14 protein-coding genes and 1 tRNA gene are annotated in these 14,666 nt (G+C 42.7%); 4 read left to right on the forward strand and 11 right to left on the reverse strand.

Annotated elements, in window-relative coordinates; all coding sequences use genetic code 11:
- The 4 genes from ACE1AQ_RS02340 to ACE1AQ_RS02355 all read right to left on the reverse strand — a co-directional run.
- Positions 1-524 (reverse strand): DUF3782 domain-containing protein (locus ACE1AQ_RS02340; RefSeq protein WP_374807780.1); only part of this gene is annotated, 524 nt, incomplete at its 3' end.
- Between the two features lie 113 nt (positions 525-637).
- Positions 638-1,492, reverse strand: coding sequence for a formyltetrahydrofolate deformylase (gene purU, locus ACE1AQ_RS02345; RefSeq protein WP_110545456.1), 855 nt, complete (start codon positions 1,490-1,492; stop codon positions 638-640).
- 121 nt (positions 1,493-1,613) lie between these two features.
- Positions 1,614-2,189: a (2Fe-2S) ferredoxin domain-containing protein gene (locus ACE1AQ_RS02350; protein ID WP_110545452.1), complete on the reverse strand. Its 576-nt coding sequence runs from the start codon at positions 2,187-2,189 to the stop codon at positions 1,614-1,616.
- Positions 2,190-2,216: 27 nt separating this feature from the next.
- The gene (locus ACE1AQ_RS02355; RefSeq protein ID WP_106909592.1) at positions 2,217-2,474 is read right to left on the reverse strand and encodes an Asr1405/Asl0597 family protein; all 258 of its coding nucleotides are present in this window, start codon (positions 2,472-2,474) and stop codon (positions 2,217-2,219) included.
- Positions 2,475-2,693: 219 nt separating this feature from the next.
- Here ACE1AQ_RS02355 and ACE1AQ_RS02360 point away from each other — a divergent pair, with 219 nt between their 5' ends.
- Positions 2,694-3,533, forward strand: coding sequence for an ACT domain-containing protein (locus ACE1AQ_RS02360; protein ID WP_110545449.1), 840 nt, complete (start codon positions 2,694-2,696; stop codon positions 3,531-3,533).
- Positions 3,534-3,652: 119 nt separating this feature from the next.
- On the opposite strand, the gene ACE1AQ_RS02365 is transcribed toward ACE1AQ_RS02360, so the two are convergent.
- The 4 genes from ACE1AQ_RS02365 to hisF form a co-directional block, all read right to left on the reverse strand.
- Positions 3,653-4,750, reverse strand: coding sequence for an AI-2E family transporter (locus ACE1AQ_RS02365; RefSeq protein WP_110545445.1), 1,098 nt, complete (start codon positions 4,748-4,750; stop codon positions 3,653-3,655).
- 126 nt (positions 4,751-4,876) lie between these two features.
- Positions 4,877-4,949 (reverse strand) — tRNA-Ala (locus tag ACE1AQ_RS02370).
- 118 nt (positions 4,950-5,067) lie between these two features.
- Complete coding sequence (locus tag ACE1AQ_RS02375) at positions 5,068-5,268, reverse strand: hypothetical protein (protein ID WP_002764650.1); 201 nt, start codon at positions 5,266-5,268, stop codon at positions 5,068-5,070.
- 246 nt (positions 5,269-5,514) lie between these two features.
- The gene (hisF, locus tag ACE1AQ_RS02380; protein WP_110545442.1) at positions 5,515-6,279 is read right to left on the reverse strand and encodes an imidazole glycerol phosphate synthase subunit HisF; all 765 of its coding nucleotides are present in this window, start codon (positions 6,277-6,279) and stop codon (positions 5,515-5,517) included.
- 23 nt (positions 6,280-6,302) lie between these two features.
- Here hisF and ruvB point away from each other — a divergent pair, with 23 nt between their 5' ends.
- The gene (gene ruvB / locus ACE1AQ_RS02385; protein WP_110545439.1) at positions 6,303-7,379 is read left to right on the forward strand and encodes a Holliday junction branch migration DNA helicase RuvB; all 1,077 of its coding nucleotides are present in this window, start codon (positions 6,303-6,305) and stop codon (positions 7,377-7,379) included.
- Between the two features lie 391 nt (positions 7,380-7,770).
- The gene (locus ACE1AQ_RS02390) at positions 7,771-8,547 is read left to right on the forward strand and encodes an RNA polymerase sigma factor SigF (protein ID WP_008196211.1); all 777 of its coding nucleotides are present in this window, start codon (positions 7,771-7,773) and stop codon (positions 8,545-8,547) included.
- A gap of 126 nt (positions 8,548-8,673) precedes the next feature.
- Here ACE1AQ_RS02390 and ACE1AQ_RS02395 read toward each other — a convergent pair whose 3' ends face one another.
- The 3 genes from ACE1AQ_RS02395 to ACE1AQ_RS02405 form a co-directional block, all read right to left on the reverse strand.
- Complete coding sequence (locus ACE1AQ_RS02395; RefSeq protein ID WP_374807784.1) at positions 8,674-9,834, reverse strand: aminotransferase class V-fold PLP-dependent enzyme; 1,161 nt, start codon at positions 9,832-9,834, stop codon at positions 8,674-8,676.
- A gap of 84 nt (positions 9,835-9,918) precedes the next feature.
- Positions 9,919-10,050 carry a hypothetical protein gene (locus tag ACE1AQ_RS02400; RefSeq protein WP_256386891.1) on the reverse strand — a complete coding sequence of 44 codons (132 nt, stop codon included), beginning with the start codon at positions 10,048-10,050 and terminating at the stop codon, positions 9,919-9,921.
- A 112-nt stretch (positions 10,051-10,162) separates the two neighbouring features.
- On the reverse strand, positions 10,163-11,299 hold the full coding sequence (locus ACE1AQ_RS02405; RefSeq protein WP_008196229.1) for an RNA polymerase sigma factor, RpoD/SigA family: 1,137 nt from the start codon (positions 11,297-11,299) through the stop codon (positions 10,163-10,165).
- Between the two features lie 600 nt (positions 11,300-11,899).
- Between ACE1AQ_RS02405 and priA the strand changes: the two genes are divergently transcribed.
- On the forward strand, positions 11,900-14,389 hold the full coding sequence (priA, locus tag ACE1AQ_RS02410; RefSeq protein ID WP_039899232.1) for a primosomal protein N': 2,490 nt from the start codon (positions 11,900-11,902) through the stop codon (positions 14,387-14,389).
- Positions 14,390-14,666 lie beyond the last annotated feature (277 nt).

A 14,666-nucleotide genomic window follows, 5' to 3' on the forward strand; every position in this document is an offset into this window, starting at 1 on the left:
GGGGATAAATCAACGGCTGCTAATATGCCATAGAGTTTTTTATCTTTGTGTTCAGGAAAAAAGCGGCGAAACCGTTGCAAAATACTTTTTAATTGAGTAATATCTTCCTGTCTAACATGACTTTTAAACTCAACGATATAAGCAGTATTTAGCTCACCATTGCTATAGGCAAGAACATCAATTTCTAGGTGTTGTCCTTCTTTACTGACTCGCACACTGGGACTGATAACTTCCATGCCAAATTGTTGTCCGAGAATCGTTTCCATTGAAGGAAGGGCAAGTCCTTCGGTAAAGCTGCCGAATTTTGCACCGAGTCCCCCAATTTGTTTGCCCAGTTCTTTGAGTTGTTTGTCAGTTTCTTTCTGTTGTTGGGCGTTTTCCTTCTGTTGTTGACTAACTTCCTTCAATAGTAGTTCAGTCTCCTTCTGTTGTTGACTAACTTCCTTGAGTTGTTTATCAGTTTCTTTTTGAGCGGCAGTTAATTCGGCTAAGAGTCGCCATACGTCTTCGGATGTGGTTGCCATAAATAATTGTTTCCTTCCGATCTAGTCTATTGTTATTTTAGTCAATTGCGCCGGTACTTCCTAATTTTTAACCTTCCATGCTCTCTTTTTTGTCAAGTACATCTTATCCCATTTTAAGCGAATACTACCGTGCGATTAGCGTAAACTAAAACGCGATTTTGCAAGTGTAAACGTACCGCTCGCGCTAACACCACCCTTTCTAAATCCTTACCTTGACGAATTAAATCTCCCACGGTATCGCGATGACTAACTCTGACCACATCCTGCTCGATAATTGGCCCCTGATCGAGATCGGCAGTGATATAATGGGCCGTGGCTCCAATAATTTTTACCCCTCGATCGTAGGCCCGTTGATAGGGATTAGCTCCCGCAAAAGCTGGTAAAAAAGAATGATGAATGTTGATAATATTGGGGAAAAAGTTAATAAAATCTGGGGTGAGAACCTGCATATATTTAGCTAAAATCACTAAATCTATCTGGTATTCCCGCAGTAACTCTAATTGTCTGGCTTCCTGTTCAATCTTGGTTTCGGCGGTAACGGGAAGATGATAAAAATCAATACCAAATTGATTGGCAACTGAGTGTAATTCTGGATGATTGCTAATAATTAAAGGAATTTCTGCCCTAATTTCTCCCGCCTGTTGTCGCCATAATAAATCGAGGAGACAATGATCCTGTTTTGTCACCCAAATAGCTAGACGCGGGACAGTATCGGAAAAATGTAAGGACCAACTAGCCTGCAAAGGTTTGGCAATAGCGGCGAAAGCTGGTTCGATCATCCCACGGGGTAAATTAAACCCCTCTAATTGCCATTCTATCCGCATCAGGAACAATCCCGCCGAAAAATCCGTGTGTTGGTCAGCATGGATAATATTGCCGCCATTAGCGTAGATAAAATTAGCGATTTTCGCCACTAGACCAATCTGGTCGGGACAAGAAATTAACAAGGTTGCAGTGGCAGCAGTCATAAATTATCGGCGGCAGGAATTGACTTTTTCTATGCCTAATTTATTACAATTTTAGGCACTTCGTCCCTTTGATACACAAAAAAGATCTTTTGTCAATAGCGATCGCCGATTAAATTTCCAGTTAAACTGATAGGCTATTTTCTTGCTCAGAATTGGCAAAATGCCGCTCGATCAGAGAGGGGACATCTTGGGGAGCCACCTGATTATAATGCTTTTTATCGGGCATAACCACCAGATTTGGTCCTTTTTTGCACTGTTTTAAACAGCCGGTTAATTTAATATTCACCGCTTCTCCCAGTCCTTTTTCCTCTAAACCACTCTCTAACCTTTGGCAAACTCTCGCACCGCCATTTTTCCAACAATCGGACTTCTGACAGATTAAGACGGTGGCTTTTTTAGCTTTTGCCGGGGCGACTTCTGGGGTTTTTTCGCCAGATAAATGCTCGATCCCTAGTACCCTCAGTTTTAATTTTCCCTTTTTTGAACAAAGACTACTTTCTCCCGTCACTTTTAGCCATGAGTGGAGAGCAATATTCAGAGGTATGTGGTCTCGCAGTGGTTTTTCGGGCTTAAACCAATATTCCCGTTTATCAACACTGATTCTCAGGTATTTTACCTTATATCCGTCCTTGAGGACAAAACCGAGGAATTGACCGACCACTTGAAAGGGAACCATGGTAGTTGCAGATTTTGACATACTTTCTCACTTTTTACTCTCAAATTGCTAATTTTTATCAAGGATTAGGCCTGCCAACAGGTTTCCAGCCAACCGATTAAACAGCCTCGGATCCTCTACCTGTCGCAGGACACTCCACAGCTGTAAAAGTTGAGCCGGTCCATCGATGCGAACCTGCAAAAGCTGATGGAGCCAGCATTTACATTCAATTTCTAGGGACTGGAGCCGGTGGTAGAGCTGCCAGCGATCCCAAGCACTAAGAGGGAAGATTTTCTCACCTTCCGATGGCCATTTGTCTATACTCATGGGGCTTTTAATTGAGAACTATTAGCAATATAAGTCTGGGCTGATGTTTTCAGTATAACCGACAAATGCAAATAATTGTCAATAACCCGAAGAAAAAAAGTTACCCGGTAGCGGCGATCGGCTAAAATCTTGCTTGTCCGCTTTGCCGACAGGAATCCCTACCGCCTAGAATTGTCAAAGGGATAAAAATGGAGATAACAAGATTTATTGACGAAAATTATGGATAAAAAAGCTCAAAAAAACGATAATTCAGCAGTTCTCTATTTTGATGGTGGTTCTCGCGGCAATCCGGGGAGAGCAGCCGGTGCCGCGGTAATAGTTTTAGCCGAGGGCAATTCCTTGACTACGACTAGATATATGGAGAGAGCCACTAATAACGAGGCCGAATACACGGGATTGATTATTGGATTGGAAAAAGCCCGAGAATTAGGCTTAAAAAGCCTAGAAATTCGCGGAGACAGTCAATTAGTCATCAATCAAGTTAAGGGAGACTGGAAGGTAAAAAGCGATAGTTTACGTCCCTTTTATCAGCGTGCTTGTCAATTAGTCGCCCAATTTGATCGCATTAGCTGGCGCTGGATTGAACGAGCTAAAAATAGTTTGGCTGACGCTGCTGCTAATCACTGTATGGATGCGGCGAAAAAATCGCCCGAAAAAGCCAAGGAAGGGGAAACTAATGGCGATATTCTGCTCCAATCCCTGAAACCAATCCTCAATACCGAAGAATTCGTTTTCTCTTCCCTAACAGCCACAGGACTAGAACAGCTACAATTAACCCCTATCTGCCAATTTCGGGAAGAGGAAGGCATAACGGTGATTATTCCCCGTCAGCAAGCCGATCGCAGAGACTTACAGTACAAGTGTATTTATAGACAAATTACTCTTTCTGTGCATTCTAGTTTAGCGGCGGTGGGATTTTTAGCGGTGATTAGCAAGAAACTGGCCGAAGCGGCAATTAGCGTCAATGTCATTTCCGGTTATTATCACGATCATTTATTTATCCCTAGGGATAGGGTGACAGAAGCGATGGCTATTCTCGAAGAAATTAGCCGCTCATAACAGTTATCAGTTATCAGTTATCAGTTATCAGTTATCAGTTAGCAGTTAGCAGATGTGAGTTTTCAATTCACTCATTACTGTTCACTGTTCACTGTTCACTGAAAAAACAGGATTTATTATTATTTGCTCTCCTCCGAGGAATTTTTCACCGTTTCTTCTAGGAAAACTACCGGTTCTTTTTCCCGCTGCTGCGAGCGGATGATATCGATGGTACTTTTCAGTACACTAGCGATGGGAACTGCTATCAATAAACCGAGAATTCCTGCCACTTTGCCCCCGATAAAAAGAGATAGAATAATCCAGACGGGATTAAGTCCGATCATGCCTCCCATTAACCGAGGGGCGATGACATTATCATTAATTTGACCCACAATAATGGTCAGGGTCAAAACCTTTAACCCTAACCAAAAATCTTGAAACATCAGTAGGGTACTAATGCCAATAATGGTAAAGGCACTGGCAAAAGGAATTAATGTAGTTAGACCGATCGCCACCCCGAATAATAGGGCATAATCAACCTTGAGAATGACAAAAACAAAAATTTGAGCAAGGCTGAGAATTCCCGCTAAAATGGTTTGACCGGCAAAATAGGTTTCAAAAGTTTGACGAATAATCGTCCTTAATTTGAAATTCCAGGGGGACGGGATCCAACTTAAAATTCCCTCCCAAATTTGTTCGCCATAAAGAACCAGAAAGACAGTTAGAACCAGAACAAAGAGAATGTTTAGGATACTGTTGATAGTTCCCAGCACAAAGCTTAGTAATTGAGTGCTAAGAGTTTGCAAAACATTGGTTAGTCGTTCCGATAACTGGGTGATTGATTGCTCGATATAAATCGCATATTTCTGAGTTTTATCCCACTTTTCTAAATTTTGTATCTGTTCGGTTCCCGACTCGATCCACTGGGGCAAACTATTGATTAAACTGCTTAATTGTTCGACAATCTGGGGAATTAAAATTAAACCTAAAACGCTCAAAATTAATAGGGCAATTAAAAAGACAATAGCGATCGAACCACTGCGATTAACCCCGCGTCTTTGCAGCAGTTTGATGGGAACATCTAAGACAAAAGCTAGTAAACTAGCAGTGACAAAAATACTGACTAAGGGTTCTAGATAGCCAAATAATTGGAATAATAACCAACCATTGAGAAATAAGAGCGGAAAAACCAGACTTAGCCGCAACCAACGAGGTAGTTGCTTAAAAAGCTCTATCATTAATTTTGTCCTGAGAGAGTATTGAGGGAAAAAGAGACTTTTCTAACCAGAAATTCTCTTTCAATCTACCATCTCCTCGCCACTTTTCGAGTCCCCAGTAACCCTGAAACTTTTATCTTAACTGTATGGAGCTAAGCGGATTCGAACCGCTGACCCCCTCAATGCCATTGAGGTGCTCTACCAACTGAGCTATAACCCCGCGAAGACCATTTTTAAATATAGCTTAAATAGAATCATTTTGTCAAGGGGTGGAGATAAAAAAATTTGTCACTCAAAAGGCGATCGCTCATCCACAAGAGTAAAACAATCGTCCCCATTTAGACAGGAGCAGAAATTTGGGTTAAATAGGTTAAACAGTGACCCATGAGGAAATAAACTACTAACATAGCCACTGCCGCTGCTGCCACCAAGGTTCCCGCCAGCATCAAGGAAAACTCTTGCCTGTCGAACGCTTGCTGCATTAGATGCAATGACCAAGCCACAAGACCGAGGTCAAAGATGAGAATCGGAACTAACATATTTTAAATTTTGTTAACTTTCCTCTATTCTAATACATAATTTTCCCTGGGGATAATCGGAGGGAAGTTAAAAACAAGGATTTTTTGCTGGTTGCTCGATCGCGGTTGTCAGCCGTCAGCCATTGGCTTTCAGTAATAGGTGTAACCCTTACTCTTCTATGGTTGCAGCCTAAAGAAATCCTTTTCCCGAAAAACCGACTCAATCCCTAGATTAAGTTCTGCAAATCTTGCTCTCATTTTCCCTAGCTAACGCACGGGTACTTGGTGATTTTGCAGATAATTTTTGACCTCAGCGATGGTTAATTGACCATAATGGAGCAAAGAAGCCAATAAAGCCGCTTCTGCCTGGCCTTCCGTCAATGCTTCGTAAATATGCTGACAATTACCCGCTCCTCCAGAGGCAATCACAGGAATCTCCACCCTTTCTGCGATCGCTTTTGTCAAGGCCAGATCGTAACCCGCTTGCGTGCCGTCGGCATCCATACTGGTAACTAACAACTCACCCGCTCCGCGTTTTTCCACTTCTTGGGCCCATAATAAAGCATCAATACCCGTATTTTCGCGTCCACCCCGAACATAAACCTCCCAACCGGGGTTATGCACATCCTTGCGTCGTCTAGCATCGATCGCCACCACAATACACTGTTTCCCAAAGCGATCGCTGGCTCGATCAAGCAATTCCGGATCGCGCACGGCAGCCGAGTTAATGCTGACTTTATCGGCCCCGGCTCTTAACAAATTTTTAATATTTTCTAAGGATTGGATGCCACCCCCCACGGTCAGAGGAATAAAAACCTGTTCCGCCGTGCGATAGACTACATCAATAATTGTGTCGCGATCTTCATGGGTAGCAGTAATATCAAGAAAAACCAACTCATCGGCCCCCGCCTGATTATACAAGCGAGCTAACTCCACGGGGTCGCCAGCGTCCTGAAGATTGACAAAATTAACCCCTTTCACTACCCGACCTTTATTGACATCCAAACAAGGCAAAATCCGCTTCGCTAACATATCCTAGACTCTTGATTGTAACAATGGCCATCAAACGATCGCACAATTCCCCCCCGGCAGCCGAGGAAAATCTGCTCACTCCCAATCCCACTATAGAAGAAACGGAAAAAGCAGAAGCGCAGATTCGTCCGCAATCCCTAGAGGATTATATCGGTCAACAGGACTTAAAAGCTAATCTAAAAGTCACCATCGCCGCGGCCAAAGCTAGACAAGAAGCGATCGATCATTTGCTCTTCTACGGACCGCCGGGGTTAGGAAAAACCACCATGGCTTTAATTTTAGCGGCTGAGATGGGAGTAAATTGCCGCATTACTGCCGCCCCCGCTTTAGAGCGTCCCCGGGACATTACCGGCATCCTGATCAATCTTCAACCCCGGGATATTCTTTTTATCGACGAAATTCATCGACTGAATCGGGTGACAGAGGAGTTATTATACCCAGCGATGGAGGATTATCGCCTAGATGTGACGATTGGTAAGGGTCAAGCAGCGAAAATTCGCAGTATTTCTTTACCTCCCTTTACTTTAATCGGTGCTACTACCAAAGTTGGCTCTTTAACTGCGCCTTTACGCGATCGTTTTGGCATGATTCAACGTCTGCGTTTCTATACGGTCGAGGAATTGACGGCAATTATGCTCAGAAGTGCTACTATTTTTAATATTCCTATTACCGAAGCGGGTGCGATCGAAATTTCCCGTCGGAGTCGGGGAACTCCACGCATTGCCAATCGTTTATTAAAACGGGTGCGCGACTATGTGCAGGTGAAGGGAGAAACTATGATCACCCCCCATTTAGCCGCTGAGGGATTAAATCAGTTAAATGTGGATTCTATGGGTTTAGATTGGACCGATCGATTAGTATTAAAGACGATGATCGAACAGTTTCAAGGCAGACCCGTGGGATTGGAAGCGGTAGCAGCAGCCACGGGGGAAGATGCCAAGACGATCGAGGAGGTCTATGAGCCTTATTTATTACAAATAGGTTATCTTAATCGTACTCCCCGGGGTCGCGTGGTGACGGCAGCCGCCTACGAACATTTAGGTTTACTGGCAAAATTGCCGAAAAATAAGGATCGGAGTTTACCTTTGTTTGAGTTCTAGTTTTCTAGATTGGATTAAGACCTTTAGACTTTTTGGCAATCAAAAAGTGTCGGTCATTGGAGTGAGCGGGGGGGAAAATTCACACCCCACACCCCACACCCCACACCCCACACCCCACACCCCGCACCCCGCACCCCACACCCTGCCCCTAGGAACAACTTTCTCAGCCAACCCTAATTACCTGGGTTTCAGCTTACCCTTGTCTTTAAATACTGGCTTGACCGCGTCAAATCACACAAGACCTTGTGTAAAGGTCGTATGATCATGATCGTAGTAAGTTACATTGTTGCCATCGCTTGCCGCTTCTAATCGAGACTGTATTGGGATTGGTCAAAGCTAATTGCAATAGTGATCTTTTACAGTCCATATTTTTTAAGTCTGTTAGCGTGCTATGTCTGCCCTGAATAAAGAAAATCTTAAACTGGAAACTCTCACCCTGTTTCAAAAATACCAAAACACAGAAGATAATAAGTTCCGAGATCAAATTATCCGGTTAAACCTAGGATTAGTCAGAAAGGAGGCTCATCATTGGGTCAATCAATGCCATGAAAATTACGAAGATTTAGTGCAGGTTGGCTGTATGGGGCTAATTCAGGCGATCAGTCGTTTTGACAGCAGCAAAGGTCATGCTTTTAGTTCTTTCGCTATTCCCTATATTCGCGGCGAAATTCAACACTATCTGCGGGATAAAGGTTACACGGTTCGGATTCCTCGCCGTTGGTTAGATTTAGGCAGACAAGCAACAAATGTGCGTCGGGATTTTCAAACTGTCCACAATCGTCAACCCAATGATACGGAAATCTCCCTCGCTTTAAATATTTCGATCGAAGAATGGCAAGAGGTAAAACTGGCCTTCCAAAACCGTGAACCTCTTAGTCTCGATGCGACGGTTAATAGCGATGAGGATAATAATACTTGTTTAAAAGACATCGTTCCCGATCCCCGTTATCGCAGCTTTCAACTTTGTCAAGAGGATTGCATTCGTTTACAACAGGCACTGGCTCAATTAGAAGACAAAACCCGTCATATTCTCGAATTTGTCTTCCTTAAGGATCTTACTCAACGGGAAACCGCGGAACAATTAGGTATTAGTGTTGTCACTGTCTCCCGTCGGTTGAAAAAGGGTTTAGAAATGCTCAAGGAAACTATGGTTCAAGAAGCATTTTAGCAAAATTATCGGTTCTCAGCCCTTAAAATCCGAAAAAATCAGAAAAACGCCGAAAAAAACCTCAAAAACTCAATTTTTGCATCCCACTCTTAAAAACAACATTATTAAGAGTGGGATGCTCTCAGCTTATCTTTGCCCAAATAGCAGGTAATTTAAAACCCCGGCTAAATATTTATACTGCTCGATCGAATTATAGTAGTGAGCAGAAATTCTCACAATTAATGAGGCTTCTCCCCAGGGAATTATCGGCACTTCGATCTGATATTTTTCCCACAGTTGCCTAGATAAATCTTCGGATGCCCAAGCATAACTAGGAATTAGAATTGAAGACATCGATCCAATCATTGATTCTGGACAGGGATAATTGACCTCTAAGGCACAACAAAGCAAATTTCTGGCTTTTAAAACCAAATTACGATTTCTTGCCATCAGACCCAGTAAACCATCCATAGAGAGAGAATTTAAAAACTCGATCGCTTTTGGCACTGATAAATAAGCGGTGGGATCATCGGTTCCCATCCAAGCAAATTCTAGCTGAAAACGGGAGCGATCTTGTCGAGGAGAATTGGCCCCATGGCTAATAGTTAAAGGTCGAATTATTGCCTGTTTATCCCCGCGCACATAGAGAAAAGCAGCCCCCTTGGGACTACATAACCACTTATGACAATTAGCAGTATAATAGGTGGGATTAATTGCCCCGATATTCAGGGGTAAAAAACCTAAAGCATGAGCGCCATCGATGAGAGTATCAATACCTCGATTATTTAATTCTTGCACAATTTCTGCGATTGGCCAAATTAAGGCCGTGGGACTGGTGACATGATCTAAAACTACTAATTTGGTCCGGGGAGAAACAGATGCTAAAATTGCTTGACTAATTTCTAAAGGGGACTGCACAGGGAAGGGAATTTTAGCGATAATTACCTTTAATCCCCATCTGTTAGCTATATGTTTAACTGCATTAGCACAAGCATTATAGGTCTGATCGGTGATCAGAATTTCCTCATTTTCCTGAAAAGTGAGAGAATTTAACACCGCATTTACTGCTGTGGTTGCATTGGGAACAAAGACTAAATCATCGCTATTTACTCCCACTAAATCCGCTAATTTTTGCCTAGCAATATCTAATAAACCCTCTAATTCTCTCCCCAAAAATTCTAAAGGTTGTCTTTCCATTCGTTCCCGTAATTGTTGCTGATAATCCAAGACTATTCTAGGGGTGGCACCATAGGAACCGTGGTTGAGAAAATAAATATTATCGGGAATTAACCAAGAGTTTTTAGACATATTGAATTAATTTAATTTTATTGAGAACTAGAAAAAATAGCTGAGAAATTGCCTATGGTATTCAGCTTCTGACTAGCTAGTATATTAACGATGGATAATTGCAGTTATAAAAGTTTCTCCATCTATGGGAGGATGATTTTCGGGAGATTGATATTTTCCCGTTTTCACTTTCTGTTCGATTAGATGCTCTTGTGGTGGGGGAAGATGTAGGTTCATAGGTATTAGGACTATCTACTGAGAAAATCAACTTGATCTTAATTTTAAGCTAAATATCGACAAAAAAAGCTCTCCCAGAAAAAGGAGAGAGGAGAGAACGAGTTAGAAAAAATTATTGATGTAACCATCCTTTCAGACGACGCGCAACTTGAGGACGACGTAATTTTCGCATCGCTTTAGTTTGAATTTGACGTACTCGTTCGCGAGATAAATTGAACATTCCCCCCACTTCCTCTAGGGTATAGGGTTGACTGGTAGCTAAACCATAACGGAGGGAGATAACATCTTTTTCCCGTTCCGTGAGAACATCACTTAAAACTGCGAAAATTTCTTGACGCATCATCATCTCATTCATTTTATCTTCGGGAAGTTGTAGATCATCATCTTCCAACAGATCCACTAATTCCGTATCTTCTCCTTTCCCTACACGATGATTTAAAGAGAGAGATTGACGACGCAATTGTAATAATTGCCGCAATTGTTCGGGAGTCATTTCTAATGCTTCTGCGAGTTCCCGTTCATTGGGATTGCGCTGTAAATCTTGCTTGAGAATGCGCTGCGCTTTTTTGAGTTTATTGAGTTTTTCGACAATGTGAATCGGTAAACGAATTGTGCGCGCATCATTAGCAATAGTGCGGGTGATTGCTTGTCGAATCCACCAATAAGCATAGGTAGAGAATTTATAACCTTTATTGGGATCGAATTTTTCGGCCGCACGGTTGAGTCCGATCGCACCTTCTTGAATTAAATCTAAGAAAGGAACACCGCGATTTAAATAGCGTTTAGCGATAGAAACCACCAAGCGCAAATTAGAACGAATCATTTTCCGTTTAGCTGTTCTTCCCCGATAAAGACGGTTTTCCAGTTGACGTTCATTATCTAATTCTAAAGCGATCGCCCATTCCGTTTTCGTCGGAGGACGATGTAAATTTTCTTGTAGTTTTTGGCGCACTTCTTCCGCTTCCATCAGAAACTTAACCGAGTAGGCTAGTTCAATTTCTTCTTCCGCATTAAGCAGGGGATAACGGGCCATTTCTTTAAAAAATGCCCCAACAGTATCTTCATTGCTGCCTTTATCGTATCCCGTTCCACTACCTGCACGAGTGTTTTTTAGGGTTTCCGGTAAAGGTTCAGTCAGCTCCTCGTCAGTTCTTTCAGCAAAATCCACGCTGTCTAGTTCTAAAGGATTTGTCTCCAGGGCAATGATTTGATTAAAATTATCATCAGAGGCTAGTTTAGAGATTTTCATAAGCAGTTATGGATGGAGTGGGGTTATAATAGCGGGGAAAAACTCAGTTTCCCCCAATGGGCTGATTGTTACATTGAATTTTCAGGGAGCAGATTTTTTAAACGTTTTCTTAATTAATGGCGGCAATTTCTGGGATATAATTGCGCGATTCTGTGTCGATGGTTACAAATCGCCGAACCAGACAATAAGATTTTCTGGTGAATGGGAGGAGCTTTTTGTGTTTCTACTCATACACTCTAACTAAGGTTTTTGGTATTTGACTAGGTAAGGATCACGCTTCTTAACAATCAAGATAGCAGTCAGCTTTTTATTACTATTCTTAGCTTTTTCTATTGAGAACCATTCTCACCTTTTGACTAACTATACTGGGATTTAATAGCTAATAGTCAATAGTTATCATTAACTTTATCAATGCTTAAGGGTGGATAAAAATTCTTTTGGGAAGACTTCACGGGCTAAAAATCAAAATTTGTGGGCAAAAAAGCAATATTTAAAGTGTTTTTAGAGAAAATTAACTGGTTTTATTCCCCTCAAGCTTTAAACTATAATTTAAATACCCCATTCTCCCCATCTCCCTATCACCCCATCTCCCCACTGACTATGCTCGATCGCTGTGCTACCCTGACTGTAGCGGAACCTCCCACACCTTACCAATTAACCACAACTGGACAACCGTGGTTAGAGGTTTTGGTCGATCGTCCTTATCCTAGAGATAGTCAAGAGGATCAGCAAATATTAACCTATAGTATCCCCGGGGATTTAACGGTAGAAATCGGCGATATTTTAAGCGTTCCCTTTGGTTCTCAGGTAATTGGGGGAATTGCTCTTAGATTTCTCGAAAATTTGCCCCCAGGACTAGAAGAGAATCAAATTCGTCCCGTGGAAGAGGTGATTGCTAAGGGTTTTTTTCCCGATAATTATTGGCAGTTATTAACGAAAATCGCCCAATACTACGCAACGGATTTAATCACCGTTGTTCGCGTCGCTTTACCTACGGGTTTACTGCGAAGTTCCCAACGTCGCATCAGATTAAAACCGGCAGCGATTCCCCCCGGTGCGGAAGTTTTTTGTACTCCCCTCTCCCGTCAGATTTTATCCCTGCTAAAAAATCAAAAAGAAGGCGATTATTCGGCGAAATACCTGCAAGAAAAAGTAAAAAATGCTAATTACGGTATCCGAGACTTAGTTAAGCGCGGTTGGGTAGAAAGTTATCTAGAAGCGCCCAAAAGTCCTAATATTAAACAAAAAAAAGCCATTACCCTGCTAATAACTGACTTTCCTGCTGATTTAACTGAAAATCAGCGCAAAATTGTCGAAATTCTCCGTCATCAGGGGGGAGAAATGTGGCTGCCAGAATTGGCACAACTCGCGGGGACCAAACATTTTAAACCGCTCATTGATAAGGGTTATGTGGTGATTGAGGATCGGGAATTTCTGCGCTTATCCTCGGCGATTATGAGCAGGGATCAACCAAAAACACTCACTTCTAGTCAAAAACAAGCCCTAGAAGCCATTCAAACCCTAAAAGGTGGTGAAAGCGTTCTCTTACACGGAGTGACGGGATCGGGTAAAACAGAAGTCTATCTACAGGCGATCGCACCAGTCCTAGCAGCGGGTAAATCTGCCTTGGTTTTAGTCCCCGAAATTGGATTAACACCGCAACTAACCGATCGCTTTGTGGCCCGTTTTGGCGATCGAGTCTATGTTTATCATAGCGCCCTCTCCCAAGGAGAAAGATACGATACTTGGCGACAGATGTTGACAGGGACCCCACAAGTTATTATCGGGACGCGATCGGCGATTTTTGCCCCTTTACCCCATCTAGGCATGATTATCCTCGATGAAGAACACGATAGCAGCTTTAAACAAAGTCAATTACTCCCCACCTATCACGCGCGTACCGTGGCTAAATGGCGCGCTCAATTAAACCATTGTCCCGTAATTTTAGGCTCGGCCACGCCATCCCTAGAAACATGGCTAGAATCCCAAGCTAATCCCCGTCTTTACCTATCTTTGCCTGATCGCATCCAAAATCGCCCCTTACCGCGGGTGGAAATCGTCGATATGCGAAGGGAATTGCAACGAGGCAATCGTTCCCTGTTTAGTCAATCCCTGCGTTCATCTCTGGACACCCTGCGCGACAAGGGAGAACAGGCAATTTTATTCGTCAGTCGCCGGGGACATAGTACCTTTGTATCTTGCCGAAGTTGCGGTTATGTGCTGGAGTGTCCCCACTGTGATGTCTCCCTCTCCTATCACCACACCGAACCGGGAGCGCAAGAATTACTACGCTGTCACTACTGTAACTATGGTCGCATTCATCCGAAACAATGTCCTGAATGCGGTTCTCCCTATCTGAAATTTTTCGGCACTGGCACTCAGCGAGTCACCCAAGAATTAAGCAAAGAATTTCCTGATTTGCGTTGCTTGCGTTTTGATAGTGATACCACCCGTAACAAAAATGCTCCCCGGGAACTATTAAAACTATTTACTGATGGTGAATTCGATGTCTTAGTCGGAACCCAAATGCTCACCAAAGGATTAGATATTGATCGAGTTACCCTAGTAGGAGTAATGGCAGCCGATGGCTTACTTTATCACTCCGATTATCGCGCCTCCGAACGCGCTTTTCAAACCCTCACTCAAGTGGCAGGGAGAGCAGGAAGGGGAGAAACAGAAGGAAAGGTAATTATCCAAACCTATACCCCCGAACATCCCGTGATTAGAGCAGTACAAACCCACGATTATGAGGGTTTTGTCGAGACGGAATTAATGCAGAGAGAGGGTTTAAATTATCCTCCCTACGGCAGTTTAGTCTTAATTCGCTTTAGTGGTTTAGATGGGGAAGCAGTGCAGAAAAGTGCCGAAAATGTCGCAGAGGAATGTGTTAATAATTTCGGTCCCGATTGGGATATTTTAGGACCTGCACCCGCAACAATTATGCGCGTGGCTAACCGTTATCGCTGGCAAATTCTGTTAAAATTATCGGGAGACAAGACTGATATCGGTCGTCTTTTTCTTGCTCTGAAAAGCTTAGTTTTACCCAAGGTAAGTATGGCGATCGATGTGGACCCCTTAACTATAGAATAATCAAGGATGGACAATGGGATCGCCATTGCTCACGGATGCAACCAGTTATCTAAATCTGTCAAAGTGTCAAAATCTAATAAAGCGAGTCCTAAGTCTTAAACCTCTTGCATAATTAATTTTTGAGGGTTCAAAAACGGCAAAAATAAGGATTAAATTGCATAAAATCTGTAAATAGACCATTTAATTAATTATTATTCATTCTTAATTCTCCTGACTACTGACTACTGACTACTGGCTCCTAACCCCAACAACAATTTTTGATTTTTACAAGAGGTCT

Origin of the sequence: Microcystis sp. BLCC-F209 (genome assembly GCF_041928595.1) — a bacterium.
Classification (GTDB): Bacteria; Cyanobacteriota; Cyanobacteriia; order Cyanobacteriales; family Microcystaceae; genus Microcystis.